Annotated in this window: 16 protein-coding genes; 11 read left to right on the forward strand and 5 right to left on the reverse strand. The window is 61.6% G+C overall.

The features are described 5' to 3' along the window. The first annotated feature begins 163 nt into the window (after window positions 1-163). Together PseuLF5_RS17050 and PseuLF5_RS17055 are read left to right on the forward strand one after the other, a co-directional pair. A complete protein-coding gene (locus PseuLF5_RS17050; RefSeq protein WP_123462152.1) occupies window positions 164-829 on the forward strand; it encodes a ribonuclease T2 in 666 nt (221 codons plus the stop codon). Window positions 830-1178: 349 nt separating this feature from the next. Further along, window positions 1179-2750, forward strand: a complete 1572-nt coding sequence (locus PseuLF5_RS17055; protein WP_340134100.1) for a sensor domain-containing diguanylate cyclase — start codon at window positions 1179-1181, stop codon at window positions 2748-2750. A gap of 81 nt (window positions 2751-2831) precedes the next feature. Here PseuLF5_RS17055 and PseuLF5_RS17060 read toward each other — a convergent pair whose 3' ends face one another. Next, on the reverse strand, window positions 2832-3131 hold the full coding sequence (locus PseuLF5_RS17060; RefSeq protein WP_340134101.1) for a hypothetical protein: 300 nt from the start codon (window positions 3129-3131) through the stop codon (window positions 2832-2834). A gap of 186 nt (window positions 3132-3317) precedes the next feature. Between PseuLF5_RS17060 and PseuLF5_RS17065 the strand changes: the two genes are divergently transcribed. Further along, window positions 3318-3758, forward strand: a complete 441-nt coding sequence (locus PseuLF5_RS17065) for a carboxymuconolactone decarboxylase family protein (RefSeq protein ID WP_222832472.1) — start codon at window positions 3318-3320, stop codon at window positions 3756-3758. 138 nt (window positions 3759-3896) lie between these two features. Here PseuLF5_RS17065 and PseuLF5_RS17070 read toward each other — a convergent pair whose 3' ends face one another. The 3 genes from PseuLF5_RS17070 to PseuLF5_RS17080 form a co-directional block, all read right to left on the reverse strand. Then, complete coding sequence (locus PseuLF5_RS17070; RefSeq protein ID WP_340134102.1) at window positions 3897-5489, reverse strand: DHA2 family efflux MFS transporter permease subunit; 1593 nt, start codon at window positions 5487-5489, stop codon at window positions 3897-3899. Beyond that, a complete protein-coding gene (locus PseuLF5_RS17075) occupies window positions 5486-6595 on the reverse strand; it encodes an HlyD family secretion protein (protein WP_267805593.1) in 1110 nt (369 codons plus the stop codon). The genes PseuLF5_RS17070 and PseuLF5_RS17075 overlap by 4 nt, the downstream gene beginning before the upstream one ends. A gap of 96 nt (window positions 6596-6691) precedes the next feature. Then, a complete protein-coding gene (locus tag PseuLF5_RS17080; protein WP_340134103.1) occupies window positions 6692-7456 on the reverse strand; it encodes an AraC family transcriptional regulator in 765 nt (254 codons plus the stop codon). A gap of 98 nt (window positions 7457-7554) precedes the next feature. Here PseuLF5_RS17080 and PseuLF5_RS17085 point away from each other — a divergent pair, with 98 nt between their 5' ends. The 7 genes from PseuLF5_RS17085 to PseuLF5_RS17115 all read left to right on the forward strand — a co-directional run bounded on the left by PseuLF5_RS17085 (window position 7555) and on the right by PseuLF5_RS17115 (window position 19837). Beyond that, a complete protein-coding gene (locus PseuLF5_RS17085; protein ID WP_340134104.1) occupies window positions 7555-8688 on the forward strand; it encodes an MFS transporter in 1134 nt (377 codons plus the stop codon). A 108-nt stretch (window positions 8689-8796) separates the two neighbouring features. Next, complete coding sequence (locus tag PseuLF5_RS17090; RefSeq protein WP_340134105.1) at window positions 8797-10524, forward strand: ShlB/FhaC/HecB family hemolysin secretion/activation protein; 1728 nt, start codon at window positions 8797-8799, stop codon at window positions 10522-10524. Window positions 10525-10637: 113 nt separating this feature from the next. After that, entirely contained in the window at window positions 10638-15107 is a 4470-nt protein-coding gene (locus PseuLF5_RS17095) for a hemagglutinin repeat-containing protein (RefSeq protein WP_340134106.1), read from the forward strand. Between the two features lie 207 nt (window positions 15108-15314). Next, window positions 15315-15692: a c-type cytochrome gene (locus PseuLF5_RS17100; protein ID WP_267805598.1), complete on the forward strand. Its 378-nt coding sequence runs from the start codon at window positions 15315-15317 to the stop codon at window positions 15690-15692. Window positions 15693-15796: 104 nt separating this feature from the next. Continuing rightward, window positions 15797-16288 (forward strand): sigma-70 family RNA polymerase sigma factor, encoded by a 492-nt coding sequence (locus PseuLF5_RS17105; protein WP_409202062.1) that lies wholly within the window; start codon window positions 15797-15799, stop codon window positions 16286-16288. 40 nt (window positions 16289-16328) lie between these two features. Continuing rightward, window positions 16329-17312, forward strand: coding sequence for a FecR family protein (locus PseuLF5_RS17110; protein ID WP_267805599.1), 984 nt, complete (start codon window positions 16329-16331; stop codon window positions 17310-17312). A 98-nt stretch (window positions 17313-17410) separates the two neighbouring features. Continuing rightward, on the forward strand, window positions 17411-19837 hold the full coding sequence (locus tag PseuLF5_RS17115; protein ID WP_123462180.1) for a TonB-dependent siderophore receptor: 2427 nt from the start codon (window positions 17411-17413) through the stop codon (window positions 19835-19837). 726 nt (window positions 19838-20563) lie between these two features. Here the strand turns inward: PseuLF5_RS17115 and PseuLF5_RS17120 are convergent. Further along, the gene (locus PseuLF5_RS17120) at window positions 20564-21715 is read right to left on the reverse strand and encodes an MFS transporter (protein ID WP_340134108.1); all 1152 of its coding nucleotides are present in this window, start codon (window positions 21713-21715) and stop codon (window positions 20564-20566) included. Window positions 21716-21958: 243 nt separating this feature from the next. Between PseuLF5_RS17120 and PseuLF5_RS17125 the strand changes: the two genes are divergently transcribed. Continuing rightward, window positions 21959-22939 carry a diaminopimelate epimerase gene (locus tag PseuLF5_RS17125; RefSeq protein ID WP_340134110.1) on the forward strand — a complete coding sequence of 327 codons (981 nt, stop codon included), beginning with the start codon at window positions 21959-21961 and terminating at the stop codon, window positions 22937-22939. Window positions 22940-23097 lie beyond the last annotated feature (158 nt).

A 23097-nucleotide genomic window follows, 5' to 3' on the forward strand; every position in this document is an offset into this window, starting at 1 on the left:
CGGATCCCTTGGTTTGATGGCTGCCTGTTAATCGTAGACCTTTCAACGGGGTACGGCGTTGCCTTGCGTCATGCACTTGCAACACAAGCGTGTCGAAATCAGCGCTGGCCAAGTCTGGTCAGGATCGAAAACCACGGACGCAGGCGTCCCAAGGAGCGGGTAGATGAAAAAGCTGTTTACAATTTTGGCGGTGATTGCGCTGACGGCCGGTAGCATCGGTTTGAGTTCGGCGCGCCAGTCGCAGTCGAGCAAGGCCCAGGCGGAATCGGTGGCGGGGGTGTTCGATTACTACCTGCTGGCGTTGTCCTGGTCGCCGACGTTCTGCCTGACCCACAAAGATGACGCGCAATGTTCCGGCAAGGGCTACGGCTTCGTGCTGCACGGTTTGTGGCCGCAATACGCCAAGGGCGGCTGGCCGGAATCCTGCCCGCCACTGACCACCCTGTCGGCTGCGGAAACCAGCAAGGGGCTGACGCTGTTCCCGACCAGGAAACTGCTCGACCACGAATGGTCCAAGCACGGCACGTGCAGCGGCCTCGGCGCGATGGGCTATCTGGATGAGGCGGACAAAGCCGTTGGCGCCGTCAAAATCCCGCAGGCGCTGCAACCGTTCAGTTCTTCGTATTACTTCGAAGCCCAGGAAATCGCAGACCTGTTCCGCAAGGCCAATCCGGGGATTCCGGCTGATGGCATCGCGGTGATCTGCAGCGGCCCGGAATTGTCGGAAGTGCGGGTGTGCATGGGCAAGGATCTGCAGTTCGGCGCGTGCGGCAAAGGCGTGAAGACGCAGTGCCGGGCGGGGGATATTCGGGTGCCGCCGTCGCGTTGAACTGATTCACGGTCGAAAGGACCAAACGGACCTGGTGGCAAGGGAGTGAGCGCCCTCGCCACAGGTTTTTGGTGAACCCGAATACGCATCTCCCGGTCAGGCTTTGACCGCCGGCCACCCGCCACGGGTGCATCTATACAGTGCGATGCGCCGTCTGGCCCTTTACAACGGATTAACCGCAAAGCAGGCATCGAAAATAAATCGGCGAACAGCGATCATCCAAATGCGCTGTGCGCCGATACAACTGGGCGGGAGCGTGGCGTTTGCCCCGTGCATCCCGGTGGGCTACGCTCACAAAATATAAGGGTTACGGGCATTTGCCCTTGTCGTACCTGCCCAGGACACGTTTTTGCCTATCCCCATTCATTATCCGCATCAAGCCCCCGGAGGCGCCCTTAAACGCCTGCCGCTGCGTAAAGCCGCCGCGTGGTTTATCGTTGCGGTCGGGTTGTGCCTGCTCGGTTTACTGTATTTGCAACTGGAACAGTCACGGCGTCAGGATCTGGCGGTGGCGCAAGTGGCCTCCAGCAACCTGACGCGGGCCATGGCGCAACAGGCCGAGGACACCTTTCTGGCGGCGGACCTGGTCATGACCAGCCTGGTCGACTGGATTCAGAATGACGGTTACGGTGCGGCGCAACGGCCTCGGCTGCAGCAAACCTTCGCCCGGCGGGTGCAGCAACTGAACCAGTTGCACGGCATCTTCCTGTTCGATACCCAGGGGCAGTGGGTAATTACCTCGTTTACCGATCTGCCCCGTGGCAATGGCGTGGCCGACCGCGAGTATTTCAAGTATCACCAGCAGAACGCCTCGACGCTGGCGCACATCGGCCCGGCCATCCGCAGCCGCGAGAACGGCGAGTGGATCATCCCGATTTCCAAACGCGTCAATGATCGCGCCGGCCGTTTTCAGGGGGTGTTGCTGTCCGGGATCAAGATGTCGTATTTCGATCACTTCTTCGAAAGCTTCAGCCTCGACGACAACGGCATCATGTTCATCGGATTTACTAACGGCACGTTGCTCGCCCGCCGACCGTTCGATGAAAGCCTGATTGGCACGTCGTTGGCGCAAGGCCAGATCTATCGGGAGTTGCTGCCCGAGGCGTCGGCCGGTACCGCAATGATCAATTCGGTGGTCGACGGCGTCGAGCGTTTGTATGGCTACCGGCGGTTGGCGTCGTACCCGCTGGTGGTGGCCGCCGCCACGTCAAAGGACACGATCCTCGAGGGCTGGTACGCGCGGGCGGTTCAGTCCAGTGTGATCGTGGCGCTGGTCACCCTGGGTGTCGGCCTGTTCGGCTGGGTGTTCATTCGTCAGGTGCGCGATGGTGAGCGCATCGAGAAAAACCTGCGCAAGGCACAGCAGGCGCTGGAACAGATCGCGACCCATGACAGCCTGACCGGACTGGCCAACCGGCGTCTGTTCGAGCGTTCCCTGGAAATCGAGTTTGCCCGAGGCGCGCGACAGGTCAGCCCGGTGAGCCTGATCATGCTCGATATCGACTTCTTCAAGCGTTACAACGACGCCTATGGGCATGTCGCCGGTGACCATTGCCTGACGCAAGTGGCGCAGGTGCTCATGAACTGCTGTCAGCGCAAGGCCGATCTGGCGGTGCGCTATGGGGGCGAAGAGTTTGCGGTGCTGTTGCCGAACACCGATATCAACGGTGCCCTGGCCATTGCCGGGCAGATTCGTCGCAGCGTCATCGACAAACACATCACCCACAGCGGTTCGCCCACCGGCTATCTCACCGTGAGCCTGGGCTGCTATTCGTTTATTCCGAGCGGCAATGACAGCCCGGAAGTATTTATCCAGCGGGCGGATGAGGCGCTGTATCAGGCAAAAAATGCCGGACGCAACCGCGCCGCGGTGTTTTCGCCGGAGAGCGATGTGGCCGAGCTGATGCGTTCCGACCGCTGACAATCAACCCTGTGGGCGCCGGCCGCGTCGTTAGGCCGGTTGCACAGGGCAACGCCCTTACCACGGATGACTCTTGTTCGTTCAGCCGCCCGTGCCACCGCCTGCACCGCCAGTCCCGCCGCCAGCCGAACCGGTGCCGCCACCCGCACCGGAGCCCGATCCGCTGGCGCCGCCATTGGTGCCGGTGCCCGACCCCGCACCACCCGAACTGCTACCGCCGGACGGCGCGCCCGGCGTGTTGTCCGGTGGCATGGCCGAGCCGGTGGCACCGCCGGATCGGGTGCCGGTGGCATCCGCGCCATCGTTGGCGGCGAAGCTGGCCGCCGAGGCCGTCGCGAGCAGGCCGGCGAGGAATAATGAAGTGAATTTGCGCGTGATCATGGTGCGTCTCCAGAAAGGGGATTGACCTGATATTGGTCTGACGCGCCGACGCCTTGGTGCCGATTGGCTGACCAGTGGTCAACGCCGGGTGCGAGTGGCCTCCTGATCTTCGCGAATATTGGCTATTTGTCGAGAGCAGAGCGGGGGCTAACGTAGCCACACCTTCACTTGCTGCCCGGAGTCACCATGAAACCTCGTACCGATTTCTACACCGCCTCCCCTGACGCGCTGAAAGCGATGATCGCCCTGGAAACCGCCGTTTCCAAACTGCCACTGGAAAAGAGCCTGATCGAACTGGTCAAGCTGCGTGCCTCGCAAATCAATGGCTGTGCGTTCTGCATCGACATGCACACCGCCGACGCGATCAAGGGCGGCGAAACCTCGCGGCGTCTGTTTGCCGTGACCGCCTGGCGTGAAGCACCGTTCTTCAGTGACCGCGAACGCGCCGCGTTGCTGTGGACCGAATCGCTGACCCAACTGAGCCTGACTCACGCTCCGGACGAAGACTATAACGTGGTGGCCGCGCAGTTCACGCCCAAGGAAATGGTCGACCTGAGCGTGGCGATCAGCACTATCAATAGCTGGAACCGCCTGGCCGTGGGCTTCCGTAAAACCCCGCAGGCTTAAGCTTCAACACATAGCCCCTGTGGGAGGCAGCCTGCTCGCGATTGCGTTGTGTCAGTCGACAGCTGCTTCGCTGATACACCGCCATCGCGAGCAGGCTCACTCCTACAGGGGGGAAGTGGGTGAACGTAAAAAACGGGATCAATGCGCATCGGCACTCGGCGCGGCCGGTGGTTGCACCTTGCGCATCAAGGGCACCATCGCCGTGGCGATGACGAAGCACAGCATGATCATCAGGAAGGTGTCGCCGTAGGTTTGCGTCTGCGCCTCGCGGTAGGTCAGCAGCCACAATTGGCGCAAGCTGGCGGTGACCCCGACGTCGCCACTCTGGCCCAGCGCGGCGAGGTTGCCACCGACCTGGGACAGCCACTGATTCATCGCCTCATTGCTGCTGTTCAGGTGCTCGGCCAACCGCGTGAAATGCAGGTTGGTGCGGTCATTGAGAATGGTCGCGCATGCAGCGATGCCAATCGCGCCCCCCAGATTACGCATCAGGTTGAACAGGCCCGACGCATGCTTGAGCCGCGCCGGCGCCAACCCGCCCAAGGTCAGTGTCACTGCTGGCGGCACTGCCAGTTGCTGGGCGATCCCGCGTAACGCCTGCGGCAACATCAATTGCCCCGCGCCCCAGTCGTGAGTGATCGGGCTGAACTCCCACATCGACACCGCGAACAGGCCCAGACCAATCATCATGATCCAGCGCAGGTCCATGCGATTGGCCAGAAAGGCATACAGCGGAATCGCCATGATCTGGAACACGCCCGTGGAGAACACCGCCAGGCCAATGTCCAGCGCGCTGTAGCCGCGCACCCGGCCGAGAAACAGCGGCGTGAGGTAGATCGTCGCGAACAGGCCGATGCCGGTGACGAAGGAAAAGAAGCAGCCGAGGGCGAAGTTGCGATCCTTCAGGGCGCGCAAATCGACGATCGGATTGGCCACGTACAAGGTGCGGCCGATGAAGGCCAGTCCGGCGAGGCCGCTGACCCACGCGGTGGTCAGGATGGTCTGGTCGCTGAACCAGTTCCAGCGCGGGCCTTCTTCGAGGGTGTATTCCAGGCAGCCGAGAAATAGCGCGAGAAACACCATGCTCAAATAATCCGCACCCTTGAGCAGGGACAATTCCGGCTGGTCGATTTTCACCAGCATCGGCACCGCCACGGCAACGAAAATCCCCGGCACCAGATTGATGTAGAACAGCCAGTGCCACGAGGAAATATCGGTGATCCAGCCACCGATTACCGGGCCCAGTGTCGGTGCCAGCGAGGCGACCGCGCCAATGGTCGCGGCGGCGATCACCCGTTGTTTGCCGGTGAAGAAAAAGAACGCGGTGGTGAACACCAGCGGAATCATCGAACCGCCGAGAAACCCTTGCAGCGCGCGAAAAGCGATCATGCTCTGGATGTTCCAGGCCGCGCCGCACAACAGGCTGGCGACGGTGAAACCGACGGCCGAAGCGCAGAACAGCCAGCGCGTGGAGAACACCCGCGACAGCCAGCCCGACAGCGGAATCACGATGATTTCGGCGATCAGGTAACTGGTCTGCACCCATGCGGTTTCGTCGGTGCCGGCGGACAGTCCGCCGCCGATATCGCGCAACGAAGCCGAGACGATCTGGATGTCCAGCAGCGCGATGAACATGCCGATGCACATCGTCGCGAAGGCGAACACCTTGGTCGCGGTGGCCATGTCCGCCGCGTTGAACGGTTGCGCCGGGGCGGTGAGGGTGGCGCTCATGGTGCAACGGCCACGGCGCGGTTTTCAGGCTGGGCGCGGGTATCGACTTCGGCGGTCACCGACAGGCCTGGACGCAGATGGCCCAGCACGCCGTCGGCGGGGTCGAGAAGGATGCGCACCGGTACGCGCTGGACGATTTTGGTGAAGTTGCCCGTGGCGTTTTCCGGCGGCAGCACGCTGAACTGCGAACCGGTGGCCGGGGCGAGGCTGTCGAGGCGGCCGTGGAATTCCTGACCGGACAACACGTCGGCGCGGATGCTCACGCGTTGCCCGGGTTTCATCCGCGCCAGTTGATCTTCCTTGAAGTTGGCATCGACCCACAAACCGCTGGCAGGCACCACCGACAACTGTTGTGAACCGGCCTGGGCGTAGGCGCCGACGCGTGCGCGGCGGTTGCCGATCACACCGTCGACCGGGGCGCGCAATTCGGTGTAGCCCAGATTCAATTGCGCCAGATCCCGCTCGGCGCGGGCTTGCTGGAGAGCGGCGCGGGCCTGTTGTTTTTGCGTGTCGATCACCGCGAGCTGGCGTTGCGCGGCGAGCAGTTCAGCCTGCGCACGGGCACTCAAGGCTTGCGCGGTCTTGAAGGTGGCGTCGGCGCGCTGGGCGCTTTCCACCGACACGGCATTGGTTGTCACCAGACGTTTGTAGCGTGCGTTGTCATCCCGCGAGCGAGCGGTCTCGGCGCCGGCGGCGTCGATGCCGGCACGGGCCTGGCCGATTACCGCCTGTTGCAGTTGCTCGGTGGCGTCGAGGTTGGCCAGCAGGGCTTCTTCAGCCGCCACCGCGCCTTCAGCCTTGGCGAGATTGGCGCGGTAATCGCGAGCGTCGAGGCGAATCAGCACATCGCCGGCCTTCACCGGCTGATTGTCGCTGACCAACACTTCTTCGATATAGCCGGCGACTTTTGGCCCGATCACCGTGACGTCGCCACCGATATAGGCATCGTCGGTTTCTTCGAGAAAACGTCCGGCGCCCCACCAGTGCAAGGCGTAAATACCGGCGAAAATCAGCGCGAGCAATCCTGCGCCCGGAAGCAAAACGCGTTTAAGCAGGGGCGGCTTGGTCTTTACCACAACAGGTTCGAGGGTGGGCATGCTAGTCATGGCGGATTACCTGCGTAAGCGGATCGTTATTACGGCTGCAATATGATGCAGGTAATATTTGGTGGCAAATGATTTCTGGTGCCAATCGTCAGTTGTTCACTTGAGCCAGTGGCCCGGTGTGCTGCCGGTCATGGTTTTGAAGAAGGCGATGAAAGCGCTATCGCTGGCAAAACCCGATTCGAACGCGCAGTAACTCAGGCTGCGCCCGGTGGCGAGCAATTCCATCGCGCGCATCAAGCGCCACTGCTGGCGCCATTGCTGATAACTCATGCCGGTTTCGCGCTGGAAGATTCGCCCGATGGTGCGGCTGCTGGCGCCGACCTGCTGCTCCAGCACTTGCAACTCCGGAGGCAGACGTTCAGGCGTTTTCAACAGGGGTGCCAGGCGCTTGTCCTGAGGTAACGGCAGCAGCATCGGTTGCTGCGCCGCTTCAGCGATTTCGCTCAGACACAGGCCGAGCAGGTGGGAGAGTTTGCCCTGCTGCCAATCGCTGGCGAAATCTGCCAGCGCCATCGGTTCCAGCACCGCACGCAACAACGGGCTGACTTCAATCACGCAGACCTGCTGCGGCAGTGCAGCGCACAGTTCGGGGATCAAGTAGATCGAGCGGTAGTCGACGCTCTGTTGCATCACCGCGCAATGGCTGACACCCGGTGGAATCCACGCCGCCCGCGACGGCGGTAGCAGGCACAGTTGCTGCGCCAGGGTAATTCGCGTGCAGCCTTGTCGCGTGTACAGCAGCTGCCCGCGTTGATGGCGGTGCAAACCGGAGTCGTGATCGCCCAGGGTCGAAGCAATACCGATCACCGGTGCCTGATAGCGATCTGCGTCAAACGTTGCGTGGGCATCGAGCCAGGCCATGGATTGTCCGATTTCAGTGATTAGTTGGCAGGGTCTGGATAATACGCCACTGCGCAATTCTTAAACTCCTCGGCGGTTTATGCGAGGAGTGATGAAGAATGAACAACAGACATTTCCTGTGGCTGGCGATTGCGTTGCTGATGTTTCCGCAGATCGCGCAAACCCTGTACAGCCCGGCGCTCGGTGATATCGGGCGGGTATTTGACGTTGGCCCGCAAGCCGCCGCGCAGACGTTGTCGGTGCATTTCCTCGCGTTTGCCGTCGGGGTGGTGGTGTGGGGGCGTTTGTGCGATCGCATTGGTCGACGCCCGACGATGCTCGCGGGCCTGGCAATCTTTGCAATTGCCACGCTTTTAGGCCTGCGGGTCAGCAGTTTCAACGGTTTGTTACTGGCGCAGATGTTGGCGGCCTTCGGTGCGGCGGTGGGGTCGGTGGTCACGCAGACCGTGTTGCGCGACCGCTTCAAAGGCGCCGAACTGGCGCAGGTGTTTTCCCTGGTGGGCATCGCGCTGGCGGCCAGCCCGGCGCTTGGCTTGTTCAGTGGCGCCAGCCTGGTGCAGGCCTTTGGGTATCGCGGTGTGCTCGCCGCGTTGCTGTTGCTGGCCACGTTGTTGTGGTTATGGAGTTGCTACACCTTGGTGGAAACCCGGCCAGCGCCGACTGGCCATGTTGCTCTGTTCAAAACGCTTGGGCGCATGTTGCGTGACGCGGGTATCTGGCGCTCGGCGCTGTGGATCGCCTCATTCAACGTGGCGCTGTTCAGCTATTACAGCGTCGCTCCGTTCATGTTTCAGCGGTTGGGTGTGGACGCCAGTGTGTTCGGTTACAGCGGTGTGATCCTCGCACTGGGCTCAGGTTTTGGAGCATGGCTGAACCGGCGCTTATTGACGGTCGGGTTCAAGGCATTGCAGTTGATTCGCCTCGCGGCTGGCATCGCCTTGCTCGGTGGTCTTGGCGTGTGGTCGCTGCAGGGCAGTGTCGCGTTCGTGCTGCCGATGCTGCTGGTGGTGTTGGCGTTTGGCCTGGCGATCCCGAACATTCTCGGTTCGGCCCTGGCCGATTACGCTGATCGGTTGGGCACCGCCGGGGCGTTGTTGGGCTTGATGTATTACCTGCTGATCGGCGCGGGGCTGATGCTCGCTGGCTGGTTTCAAGCCCTCGGGGAAACCCTGATAGCCAGTAGCGCCGTGGCTTTGCTGCTGACAATAAAGCCAGGCAAAGCAATTGTTTAAGAAATGTAAGCGCTGTAGGAAGCGTCTTGCTTTTGTGTGGAATGGCTCCGACTATCACGATTATTGATGACATGGCATTACGCCATTTGATGATCGCAAGGAAGTTGCGTGCCGTTTCCGTTTTGCGCTTTTTTTCGTCGTTGTTCCACGCTTTGCCCGCTGCTGTCGGCCTTTGTGTTGAGTGTGTGTGCCTCCTCGATTGAAGCCGCCGAACCGAACGCGCCGGGCCAGGAAGTGCTGCGCCAGCAGCAGCAACAGCAACGCGATCTGCAACAACTGCAACTGGAACAGCGCCGCCGTCAGCTGGAGCGCGGTGCTTTCGGTCCGGCACCCACGACCCCGGTCGTAGCGCAAACCGTCGAGCCGGATGAACAGTGCTGGCCGTTAAGCGGCACGCGCATCGGCGGCGTCACGCTGATCGACAGTGACAAACTCAACGCGCGGATCAAACCGTTGCTCGCGCCGTGCATGGGTGTCAGGCAGATCAACCATCTGCTGGCGACCATCACGGCGATTTACGTCGAGAAGGGCTACATCGCCAGTCGCCCTTATTTGCTCAGCGCGCCGGCGGCGGGGCAGTCGCTGGACATCAGGGTCGACGAGGGCTACATCGAGTCCATCGAGCTGGCCGATCAGCGTTTGCCGCTGTCCCTCGGCGGTGCGTTCCCCGGCATGCTCGGCGAGCCGCTGAACCTGCGCGATCTGGAGCAAGGCCTTGATCAACTCAATCGCCTGCGCTCGGTCGATCTGACCGCCGACATCGCCCCCGGCAGCCAGCCCGGCGCTTCGCGGATCATCCTGCGTTCGCGCACTGCCGGGCAGTCGCGCTGGGCCTTGAATGCGGGCATCGACAACCTCGGCAGCGCCAGCACCGGACGTGATCGCGACAGCGTCAGCCTGAGCTTCGACAGTCCGCTGCAACTCAACGACTTGTTGAGCCTTAGCGCCAGCGACACGTTGAATCAGGGCGACCGCTATAACCGCAACGCCAGCCTGTATTACGCGATCCCTTACGGCTACTGGACCTATAGTGTGTTCGCCAGCCATGCCGAATACCGCGCGCCATTCAAACTGCCGAGCGTGACCTTCCACAGCACCGGCATCACCGACCAGATCAGCCTGCGCGCCGACCGCGTGTTGTGGCGCGATCAGAGCCACCAGCTCAGCGCCAACCTGCAACTGGCGCACAAGGATGTCGATAGCTATCTGCAAGACGTGCGGCTCGGCATTCAGAGTCCGACCCTGACCGTGGCCGAGGCCGGACTCAATCTGTTCTGGCTTGACCGTGCGGTGTGGAACCTCGACGTCAATTACGCGCAGGGCCTGCGCTGGCTCGGTGCCGATGACGACGCGCAGCAACCGATCAACAACCTGCCCAAGGCACAGTTTCGCAAGTACCGCGCCGGCCTCAGTCAGTGGCGTAACGGTCAACTCGGCGAGCAGGCGTGGCAGTGGCAGAGCCAGCTCAACGTGCAGTACAGCCCCGATCCGTTGCCGGCGATCGAACAACTGCTCGGCACCGACGATTCGGCGGTGCGCGGCTATCGGGTCAGCAGCGCTTCGGGCGCCAGCGGCGCAATCTGGCGCAACACCCTGCGCCTGCCGCTGCGCAGCGCATGGCCGGTGCAGATCACGCCGCGCGTGGGCCTCGACCACGGCTGGATCAAGGCTGATCACGGCGCTCAAGGCCAACGCCTGAGCGGCGCCAGTGTCGGCTTGAACCTGGGCTGGAAAAACCTGCAGGTGGACGTCGATTACCAACGCAGCCTCAACACCCCAAGCGGTCTGCAGCACGAGCCGCAAACCTGGCTGATGCGCGTAGGGCTGCAGATATGACCGCTATCCATACAAACAACGCAGTGAACGAACAGCCGTCGGACCTGAGCGCGACAGCCACGGCCAAGACTAAAACGCGCGACGTGATGCCGTACTTACATGGAGACGTTTTTATGCCAGCACACACTTTTGCATTTCATCTTTCGCCTCGGGGCAAATTGCGCTGGGCCATCGCCAGCCTGTTCTTCGCCGTGCACCTGCCGAGCGCGCTCGCCGGTGGTGTCGTCGTCGCGCCCGGGCCGGGCGGTACCGCGCAATTGCAGACCCAGGGCGGTGTGCCCATCGTCAACATCGTCGCGCCCAATGGCTCGGGCCTGTCGCACAACCAGTTTCTCGACTACAACGTCGATCGTCAGGGTGTGGTGCTGAACAACGCCTTGCAGGCCGGGCAATCGCAACTGGCCGGGCAACTGGCGGCCAACCCACAACTGCAAGGGCAGGCGGCGAGTGTGATCCTCAACGAAGTGATCAGCCGCAATCCGTCCGCCATCAACGGCGCGCAGGAAATCTTCGGTCGCCCCGCCGATTACGTGCTGGCCAACCCCAACGGCATCTCGGTCAATGGCGGCAGCTTTATCAATACGCCGAATGCCAATCTAGTGGTTGGTCGCCCGGAATTGAATGACGGCAAACTGCAAGGTCTGAACACCCGCGACGCCAGCGGTCAGTTGCAGATTCAAAACGGTGGCCTGCGCAATGGCGAGGGCTCGATCAACCTGATTGCGCCGCGTATCGACAGCCAGGGCGCGATCACGGCGCGCGATCAGTTGAACCTCACAGTGGGACGCAATCAGGTCGACTACGCCAGCGGCCAGGTGAACGCGGTCGATCCGGCGGGCAACACTTCTGATCAACGCATCGACGCCAGCCTGTTCGGCGCGATGCAGGCCGGGCGCATCAATATTGTCAGCACCGCCGAAGGTGCCGGCGTGCGGGTGGGTGCGGTGCAAGTCGCCGGGCGTGACGGTGTGCAGATTCGTTCGGCCGGCGACCTCAGTGTCAGCGGTGAAGCCGTGGCCAACAGCCTCGACGTCACCCGCGCCGGGATTCGCAGCAAGCAGGGCGATATCGGTCTGCACAGTGGCAAGGACCTGACGTTGGCCGCCACCGATGTCAGTGGCCGTGACGTCACCGTCGAGGCCAAACGCAATCTGACCCTGAGCACGGTCGAAAGCCGCAAGCTCCAGGAAAAACGCGAGAACTGGAGCAACAGCACCATCGGCATCACCTGGGAAACCTACGACCGCACCCAGACCGATAGCGAAACCCGTCAGCACGGCAGCCAGATCGTCGCCAGTCGCGACGCGAAATTGGCCTCCGGTAAAGACACCGAACTGAAAGCCGCCAAGGTCGACGCGGCGCGGAAGCTCGACGTGCAGAGCGGCGGCGATCTGCGCCTGACTGCCGCCACTGAAAGCCACACCCAGACCGATCAAGGCAACCACCGCAAACACCTGTGGAAAGCCGACTGGAACAGCAGCAGCGAGGAGCAGCGCAGCGTCACCAGCCAGTTGAAGGCTGGCAACATCGCCCTGCAAACCGCCGCCTTGCTGCGCTCCGACGGCGCCGAACTGAACAGCGCCGGTGACCTGCATCTGGCAGGCAAACAGGTGGACATCAGCACTGCCACACGTACCAGCCGCAGCAGTGACAACCGCTATTCCGGTGACCTCGTCGGCGGTGGTTTCTTCGGCAAGACCGGCGATGCCGACAAGGGCCAGACCCGGCATCAGGGCAGCAAGGTCAACGCCGGCGGAAAACTGATCGTCAAGGCTGACGACGTGCGCATCAGCGGCAGTCAGGTGCGCGGCGGCACCGACGCCAGCGTGATCAGCGACAAGGGTTCGCTGATCATCGACGGCGTGCAGGACACCACGCACAGCAATAACCACGACAAGGACAGCAAGTTCTTCGGCATCACCAAGGACGAATCGCGCCAGAACAGCAAAGACAGCACCACGGTGCGCAGCGAACTGGTGTCCGACAGCAACCTCAAGCTCAAGAGCGCCAAGGACATTGAGGTCGCCGGTTCGACGGTCAAGGCCGGTGGCGCGCTGACGGCGGATGCGACGGGAGAGGTGAATGTGCATTCGGCGCAGAACACTCACGACAGCACTGACACCACGCAAACCCGTGGCTTCGATGCTTACGCCAAAGAACAAACGCCAGAGCAATATCGCGCCGGGATTCACTACGAAGACAAACAGCAAACCGTGACCCGTAATGATGTCACTCAGCAAGGCTCCAGCCTCAGCGGTGGCAGTGTGCAGGTGAAGGCTGGCGGTGATGTCACGCTCAAAGGCGCGGAGGTGAAATCCACCGCTGGCGACACAACGTTGAGCGGCAAAAACGTGTCGTTGCTGGCCGAGGCAGACAGCCACAAAACCTCCACCGACACCTCCAGCACCGGCGGCGGTTTCTACTACACCGGCGGCCTCGACCGTGCTGGCAGTGGCGTCGATTTCGCCCACGGCACTGCGCAGGATTCGACCAGCAAAACCACCGCACAGACCACCAGCGTACAGAGCAGCGGTGGCTTGACCATCAATGCCGACAAACTCGCCACCGAAGGTGCGCAGGTCAAGGCCGGTAACGGTCTGAATATTGCCGCCAACGAGATCGACAACCGTGCGGCCAGCAACACTGACAGCAGCACGCATAGCGAGAGCAACTGGTCGGCGGACATCGGCGCCAACGTCGAATACAAAGATATTGCTCGGCCGATCGCTGGCGCGGTGAAGGACGTGCTCAACGGCAAGGTGCCGGACAAGGATTCGCTGGCCAATCTCGGTCAGCCGAATGTCGGTATCGACGTTGCGGTCGGTCATGGCAGCGCCAGCAAATCCGAGCAGAGCAGCAACGCTGTGGTCAGCCGTTTTGACGGCGGCACTGTCGATGTGAAAACCACTGGCACGCTGCACGACCAAGGCACGCAATACAACGCCAGCGCCGGCCAGGTGAACATCAGCGCTGACAAACTGCTTGCCGACGCCGCGAGTAACACGCACAACAGCAGCGCTGATGCGGTGGATGCCAAGGTCGATGTGCGCGTCTACACCAAGACCGGTGAAGACGTGAACGTCGCTGGCAGCGGCGCGGGTGGCAGCAGTGCGTCGAGCAAGGACAGTTCCACCGCCGTCGTCGGCGCTTATGCCGGCAGCCAGGGTGTGAACATCAAGGTCGGTGGCGATGCGCAGTTCGCAGGCAGCCGTTTCGATGGCGGGCAGGGCGGAGTGAGCATCAACACCGGCGGTGATCTGGCGCTGAATCAGGCCAACAACCGCCAGCACAGCAACGACAGCAGCCTGCGTGGCAGTGGCTCTCTGACGGTCGGCACCTTGCCGGGGACCGATGGTACCAACCTCGACCTCGGCGCCGGTTTCCAGCTCGATCACACCGGCAAGCAAACCACTGACACCCAGGCCCATGTGGCGAGCATCACCAGCAACGGTCCGGTGCAACTCGACAGCGGCGGAAATCAGCTGCAGCAAGGCAGCAAGATCGACAGCGCTGGCGCCATCGTTCTGCACGCCGACGGCAAGCTCGATCTGCAAGCGGCCACCGATACTCACACCGCCACTGGCAGCAATCTCGGCGGCGGCTTGAAGGGTGGCGGCAGCAAAACCAGCAGCGAGAAGAGCCGCGATCAGGCCGGCAATCTGAGCGGCAACTTCAATATCGGTCGAGTCAATGAGGATTCACAAACCCTCAGCGGTGGCCAGCTCAACAGTCAGAGCGGCCTCGCACTAAGCGGTGATTCGATTCACCTGCAAGGCACGCAAGTCAGCGCACCGAACGTCAGCATCGACGCGCAGAAGGGCGGTTACGTGCAGGAATCGGCGCAGTCCACCGACAACCGCAATAACTGGAATGTTGCGCTGAATGCCGGCGGCAACTTGAGCAGCAAAACCCCGACCGCCGCGGATGAGAAGGCCAGCAGCGATCACGGTTTCAATGCCGGCGCCAAGGTGGGTGTGGATTACTTGCAGGGCAGCACCCAGCAGAACAGCCAGATCAAGGCTGACCATGTGGTGTTGAACAGTGCCGGTGATGCGCAGCTGGCGGGTGCGCGGATCGACGCTAAAGATGTCAGCGGCACAGTCGCGGGTGATCTGAAGGTCGAGAGTCGCCAGGATTCGAGCAACCATGCCAAGGTCGATGTCGATCTGGGCCTGACCGCGAAGAAAAACCCACCGAGCGACAAGGAACAACTCGCCGGCACCGACTACAAGCCGACGCTGAAAGCGCAGGGCGAGTATGCGCACAAGGACAGCGTTGCGCAGACGTCTGGCATCAATAGCAGCCAAGGGGTGAACCTCGCAGTCGGCGGCGCGACGCAGCTGACGGGCGCGCGGATTTCGGCCACTGAAGGGAAGGTGGATCTGGGCGGATCGAAGGTCGGTCGCGCTGATCTGAGCAACCGTGACTATGGCGTGAAGGCCGGACTTGATCTGCCACATAAAGCCGAGGAAAACGCACCGAAGGTTTCCCTGGAGAACGGCAACCTGAAAGTCGGCCCGGTCACCCTTGGCGGGCATCTGGACACCCAGACCCTGCAAGCCGGGATCGACGAAAAAGGCTGATCCAATGGCCGGTGGTGGATGCACTTGAACCTGCATCCACCACCGAACCCTGTGGGAGCGAGCTTGCTCGCGAAAGCGTCCGCTCAGTCAATGCAATAAGTGACTGATGTTGCGCATTCGCGAGCAGGCTCGCTCCCACATTGTTTTGCGCCAGGCGTTAAATCTCGCGCATCATGCGCGACCTTAAAGACGCCAGGGAGGCAAACAATGAAAATCGCATTCGTCGCTGTACTCGGGGCTTTGTTGATCGCTCAAACCTCCGTGTCCTTCGCGGATAACAGCAATGGAAAAAATCTCTATTCGCAGCGCTGCGCTGTGTGCCACGGCGCCGATATAAAGGGCACCGGGCCGTTGGCGCATAAAAGCAATCCGCCAACACCTGACCTGACAACGCCCGCGTTCAAAAAACGTCTGAATGAATATCCGGGCGTGATTGTGTCGTCGATCATCCTTCGCCCGAACGGCAACCTGATTCCGAAAACGTTGCAGGAGAACGGGGTAAAAATACCGCCGCATGCCTGGAGTGTTAAGGATCTGCGCGATCTGCATGACTACATGAGTGGTGTGATTTCGATAAAACGCTGAGCCGCAAAGGCGACCCGGACGGTCGGTCGAGGAATCCATTGCTTCGGCTTAATGGTAACCATTACTATTCACGTCCTTTCCTCAGCACGCCGCCCATATCCCCCATGCGTCCCCGCAGATCCGGATTTTTCGAGCATTACGAAGAGTTGATCGGCACCTGGACTCGTCGCCTGCGCAATCGTGCGCAGGCCGAGGATCTGGCGCACGACACCTTTGTGCGGGTGCTTGAGTCCGATTCGGCGGCGGTGCAGCAGCCGCGGGCGTATTTGCACCAGACCGCACGCAATATCGCGGTCGACGGTTATCGGCGTGAGGATCGGCGGGGCGTCATGGAATCAGAGGCCATGGATCACGCTGAGTCGTTGTCCGGCGACCCGGAGCATTACATGCATGCGATCCAGTTGGCCGATTCCATCGAACGGGCGCTCAGCGAACTGCCGGTCAATTGCCGCAAGATTTTTGTCTGGCAGAAGATCGAAGGCCTGACGCAGGCGGAAATCGCCGAACGCTTGGGGTTGTCCAAGAACATGGTCGAAAAGTATATGATCCGCACCCTTCGGCACTTGCGTGATCGCCTCGACGGGTTGCAGTCATGAACGACCGTGCTTTTTCATCCCCGGCCAAACAGGACATTCCATGATGGATACCCGTGATTGCGCGTGCGGGCCAACAACGGTGCGTGACGACGCGGCTCGCTGGTTTGTGCGTTTGCAGGAGCCAACGATCAGCGCCGACGAGCAGCAGCGCTTCGACGCCTGGCTGACTGAGCATCCGCAGCACCGTGACGAATTCCAGTTGCTGCAGGGCTTGTGGTCGGCGGCGGATCTGCTGCCGGTGCCACGCCTCAAAGCTCTGGTTGAAACCCCGCCAACCCGCCGCGCACGCCGGCCGTTGCTGCGTTATGCCGTGGCCGCCAGTGTGCTGGCGGTGGCGCTCGGGCTGGGCCTGTTCAGTGGTTTGAATCATCCGGGCAGTTACCGCGCCGAGTTCGCCACGGCGTTGGGCGAGCGCAAGCATGTGGCGCTGCCGGACGGTTCGGTGATTGACCTGAACAGCCGCAGCCGCTTGCAGGTGCGTTATGAACAGGATCGTCGGTTGATCGAATTGAGCGAAGGCGAGGCAATGTTCAGTGTTCAGCACGACACCGCGCGCCCGTTCGTGGTCGAGGCGGGCAGCGGCAAGGTCACGGTCACCGGCACTCGTTTCGATGTACGCCGCGACGTTATGCAAACCCGCGTCGCGGTGGAGCAGGGCACGGTGAAAGTGCAGGGGCGGGGGGCGCCGGATAATCAATTCATCAGCCTGACCGCGGGCCTCGGCACTGATGTCGATGCTCAGGGCAAAGTCGCGCAGGCCTACGCGGTCGACTCGGCGCAAGTGACGGCATGGCGCAGCGGCAAACTGGTGTTCAACAACGCCAGCCTTAGCGAAGTCGCTGCCGAAGTGTCGCGCTATCGTGAGAAGCCGTTGACCGTCGCCAACCCGGCCGTGGCCAGTCTGCGCCTGACCAGCGTGTTCAAGTCCGACAATACCGACGCCTTGCTCAAGGCCTTGCCGAGCATCCTGCCGGTGGCCGTGCGCACCCTCGCGGACGGCAGTCAGGAAATAATTTCAAAATAGCGTTCAGGTTTTTTTCGAGTTCATCGTCTTCCTGTTCAACTGCAACTGGTTTGCATTAACAGACGCACACTCTTGCGATCCACAGGACTCCGTACGACGTGAACACCCCCACTGCCAACAACAAAAAATCCCCTTGGTTGCCGCTGGCCCTTGCGCTGGCGGTCAACGCTGCCATGCCGCTGGCGTTCGCTGGCGAAGCGATCCACATCCGCGCACAGCCACTGGGCCAGGCCCTGAGCGAGCTGGGCCAGCAGACGGCGCTGCAAGTGTTTTTCAGCCCGGATCTGGTCGCCGGCAAACAGGCGCCGGCAGTCGACGGTGATATCTCGCCGGAGCAGGCCTTGCGCCAGTTACTGCAAGGCAGCGGTCTGGAGTATCAGATCAACGAAGGCTCGGTGACCCTTGCGCCTGCCGCGACTTCCGCCGCCAGCAATGGCCCGCTGGAACTCGGCGTGACCGACATCAAAGTGGTCGGTGACTGGCTCGGTGACGCCGACGCCGCCGTGGTGCAGAACCACCCCGGGGCGCGCACGGTGATCCGCCGCGAAGCGATGGTCGAGCAGGGAGCGATGAACGTCAGCGACGTGCTCAAGCGTGTGCCGGGCGTGCAGGTGCAGGACTCCAACGGCACCGGTGGCAGCGATATTTCCCTCAACGTCGGCGTGCGCGGTCTGACTTCGCGTCTGTCGCCGCGCTCCACCGTGTTGATCGACGGCGTACCGGCAGCCTTCGCCCCGTACGGTCAGCCGCAACTGTCGATGGCGCCGATTTCCGCCGGCAACCTCGACAGCATCGACGTGGTACGTGGCGCTGGTTCGGTGCGTTATGGACCGCAAAACGTTGGCGGGGTGATCAACTTCGTCACCCGCGCGATTCCGGAAAAAGCCACCGGGGAAATCGGCACCACCCTGGAAACCACTCAGTACGGTGGCTGGAAACACATCGACACGGCGTTTCTTGGCGGCACCGCCGACAACGGCATGGGCGTGGCGTTGCTGTATTCCGGGGTCAACGGCAACGGTTACCGCGAGCGCAACAACGGCAACGACATCGACGACGTGCTGCTCAAGACGCACTGGGCGCCGACCGATCAGGACGATTTCAGCCTCAACTTCCACTACTACGACGCCACGGCCGACATGCCCGGTGGTCTGACGCAAAAACAGTACGACGACAAACCGTATGATTCGGTGCGTGACTACGATCAGTTCACCGGTCGGCGCAAAGACGTGTCGTTCAAATGGATCCGCCAGATCGACGAACGCACTCAGGCGGAAATCCTGACCTATTACACCGACAGCTTCCGTGGCAGCACCATCGCCGCCCGCGACCAGAAAACCCTCAGCTCGTACCCGCGTTCGTATTACACGCTGGGTATCGAACCACGGGTGTCGCGGATTTTCGATGTCGGCCCGACCACCCAGGAAGTCAGCGTCGGCTATCGCTACCTGAAAGAAGCGATGCACGAGCAGTCGAGCCGCCTGGCGCTGGTCAACAATCAGCCGGTGGCGACACCGACGTCCGATGGCCACGTGTTCCAGGATCGTACGGGTGGCACTGAAGCCAATTCGGTCTACGTCGACAACAAAATCGACGTTGGCAACTGGACCGTCACCCCAGGCATTCGCTTCGAACACATCAGCACCGACTGGCATGACCGTGCCGTGCTCGACACCGCCGGCAAACCGGTACAGGCGAAAAACCGCAGCATCGAAAGCAACGAACCGTTGCCGGCGCTGAGCGTGATGTATCACCTGTCGGATGCGTGGAAGCTGTTCGCCAACTACGAAACCTCGTTCGGCAGCCTGCAGTATTTTCAGTTGGGGCAGGGCGGCTCGGGTGACCAGACTGCCAATGGCCTGGAGCCGGAAAAAGCCAAGACCTACGAGATTGGCACGCGCTACAACGATGATGTGTGGGGCGGTGAGGTGACGCTGTTCTACATCGACTTCGACGACGAACTGCAATACATCAGCAACGACGTGGGCTGGACCAACCTCGGCGCGACCAAACACCAAGGCATCGAAGCCTCGATGCACTACGACATGGCGGCGCTGGATCCGCGTCTTGACGGCCTGACCGCCAACGCCGGTTTCACTTACACCCGTGCGACCTACGAAGGCGAAATTCCGGGCTTCAAAGGCCGTGATCTGCCGTTCTATTCGCGTCAGGTGGCGACCGTCGGTTTGCGTTACGACATCAACCGCTGGACCTACAACATTGACGGTTTTGCCCAGTCCAAACAGCGTTCGCCGGGCACCGGTGTGAATGCCGACGGCAGCTTCAACGGCAACTACATCACTGAAGGCACGGCCGACGGGCAGTACGGCGACATCCCGGGTTACGTGACCTGGAACGTGCGCGGGGGTTATGACTTCGGGCCGCAGGTGTCGAACCTGAAGTTGGGTGCCGGGGTGAAGAACGTCTTCGACAAGCAGTACTTCACCCGTTCGAGCGATAACAACTCGGGGATGTATGTGGGGGCGCCGAGGACGTTTTTTGTGCAGGCCAGTGTGGGGTTTTGATTGATTGGCTGATTGGCTGATTGGCTGATTGGTTGATTGGGTGATTGGGTGATTGGGTGAGTATCCGTTGCTGCGGGTGTTGCTGATTAGGGTTCCGCCCTTACGGCGGGTCACTTTTTCCAGACGCCGAAAAAGTAACCAAAAAGGCTTTACCCTGACGTTCGGCCCTCGCCTAGGCTCGGGTCCCTTCGCTCCGGGATTGATCCGGGGGCATCGCCTCCGGTTTGCTGCGCTGCACCTCCTCTCGATGTGTTTGGCTGCGCCAAACGGTCGCTACGCTCCCACCCCCGGATCAATCCCTCCACTCAGCCTGCCGACGGGCCCTCAGATCAAAAGCGGTACTCGAGCTAACGCTCATTGTGTTGAGTGGGGCGGACTTCGCCGCGTGCGAGGGCGTACTTATTTTTGGAGCTGGCTTGCCAGCGATGGCGGCCTGACAGCCGACCAAGTTCTGGCGGGGGTACTCAACCTTACTGTGGGAGCGAGCTTGCTCGCGAAGGCGGCCTGACAGCCGACCAATCTTTGACCGATGTACTCAACCTCCCTGTAGGCGCTGCCGAAGGCTCGGGCCGCGATCGGACGATCTTTTGATCTGCTTGGCTTTTGCTTACTTTTCGCTGGGCCGGCATTCCGGCGTTTGGAAAAGTGAGTAACCGCCAGCGGCAACACCCGCAGCAACGGATATGCCCCCAACCCCAAAACAACAATCTGGCAGGTGCACTAAGTTCAGACTCTCAATACCTTCCCACCAATCGCCACCGCCACCAGCAGCACTGCCATCAGCCCAAAAGCAAAACTCAAACTACTGGCATGGGCAACAAAACCAATCACAGCCGGTCCCGCCAGAATCCCCGCATAACCCAACGTAGTAATCGCCGGCACTGCGATGCTTTCCGGCATCACCGTCTGCTTGCCCACCGCCGTATACAGCACCGGCACGATGTTCGAACAGCCGGCGCCGACCAGCGCATAACCGACCAGTGCAGCCTCCCAACTCGGTGCGAACGTCGCCAGAAACAGTCCGGCGGATGCCAACAGACCGCCAAACAGAATGATCCGCGTCGCCCCGACAATCCGAACAATCCGGTCACCCATCAAACGTCCGGCGGTCATGGTCAGGGCAAATGCCGCGTAACCGAGTCCGGCATAGGCGGTGTCGATCCCGCGCTCTTGCGCCAGGAATACCGCGCTCCAGTCCAGCGCCGCGCCTTCGGTGAGGAAGACGATAAAGCACATCCCGCCAATGAACAGCACGATGCCGTGGGGAATGGCGAATGCGGGACCTGAGCTTTCGCTGCCGTAGGGCAACATGTGTGGCACGCACTTGAACAACGCGGCGACCAACACCGCCACCACCACCAGCATCGCGCCCAGCGGCGACAGGCCGAGGCCGAGCAGGGCACTCACGCCGGCGGCGCCGACGATCCCGCCGAGGCTGAACAAGCCGTGAAAGCCCGACATCATGTTTTTGCCGCTGGCCCGTTCGACGATCACCGCTTGCAGGTTCACTGTCGAATCCACCGTGCCAAGCCCGGCGCCAAACATGAACAGCGTGGCGATCAACGCCGGAATCGACGACACCGTCGCCAGCAGCGGCAATGCCATGCAGATCAGCAAGGTGCCGCCAGTCGCCACTCTGCGGCAGCCGAAGCGCGCGGCGAGAATCCCCGCCAGCGGCATCGCCAGAATCGAACCGACGCCGAGGCACAACAGCAACAAGCCGAGCGTGCCTTCATCGAGCCCGGCGCGGGTCTTGGCGTATGGCACCAAAGGCGCCCATGCGGCAATGCCGAGGCCGGCGATGAAAAAGGCGATGCGCGTCGACATCTGTTGCAGGCGTCCGGGGACGAAGGTGTCTTGGGGGTTGAGGCTGGTCATATCGTTCCTTGGCAAAAAACATCGCGTCCCCGAAGGACAGTGATAGCGCGTCGAGGTTCGATCGCAGGTTCCGGGGGAGTGCAGTCGACATCCTAACCCGTAGGCGTTCGCCTGCTCGCGAAAACGCTGATTCGGGTAATGAATGTGGCGATTGACACACCGCCTTCGCGAGCAGGCTCGCTCCTGCAGGGGATTGCGTTTTACAGTGGCAGCTTCAGGGGGATTGAACGGTAAGGGCGGGTGATGACGCGATTTTACGATGCACGGGGCAATATTTACGGGGTGGTTTCGCCTCAGGCACTTCGCGAGGCGGGGATCGGTCTGCCGATGACGGCCGCGCAGTGTGCCTTGTCGAGACAGGCGTGGAGCCGCGCAGCCATCACGCTGTGCTGCGACTGGCCCGAAGGGCAGCGTCCCACGGGGAGCAAATCCCACCGCAGCGACGGCCTGCTGATCGGCCCGTTCCAGACGTCGCCGCCATTCGACGTACTGATCGTCAACACCGACGGCACACTTGCCGAGCGCAGTGGCAATGGCCTGACGATTTTTTCGCAGGCGCTGACCGAGCAAGGCGTGATGCCGGAGGAGGGCGCGTTGTTGCGCGTACATCACGACAAGGGTGATGCCGTGGAAACCTCGGTGAAACCGGCCGAAGTCGAAGGCGTTCAAGGCTTTTGGCTCGACCTTGGCCAACCTGGTTTCGGGGCGCGCGCAGTGGGTGCGCAGAACGTCGAAAACGTCGAATTCAATGGGCGAGAAGTGAGTGTGGTAAAGCCACTGGCGACACTCGATCCGGCATGGTCACATAGCCAGTTTGTGCGTATCGGCAATCCGCATTGCGTGACGCTGCTGGATGACCGGGCGGCATTGCCGAGCAATCAACAGATGCGTGAGTCACCGCTGAACCAAGGGTTGACCGCAATCGCCTACGCCATGCCCACCGGTGCCGGAAATCCATGCCCGGCCGGCGTCAATCTGCAATGGGCGGTGCTCGACTCACCACAGAAAATCCTCGCCCGAGTGTTCGAACGCGGCGAGGGGCCGACGGCGTCTTCCGGCACCAGTGCCAGTGCCGTGGCATCGGCGGCGTGGCGGGTGGGTTGGGTGGCGGCCGGTGAAGTGCAGGTGGTGATGCCCGGCGGCACGGCGCCGATATTGCTCGAAGAAGCAGGCGGTGAATTGCGCAGGGTCAGGTTGTTTGGTACAGCGCGGTTGATGGGCTGAATTCTAAGACGCCATCGCTGGCAAGCCAGGCTCCCACAGGGTTTGTGTCGAACATCTCATTTGTGTACGCCACTGAACCGCTGTAGGAGTGGGTCTACCCGGTTTTTGTATTCACCACAAACCCCTGTGGGAGCCTGGCTTGCCAGCGATGGCGCCAT

It is taken from the genome of Pseudomonas sp. LF-5 (assembly GCF_037626295.1).
GTDB classification, from domain to species: Bacteria; Pseudomonadota; Gammaproteobacteria; order Pseudomonadales; family Pseudomonadaceae; genus Aquipseudomonas; species Aquipseudomonas monsensis.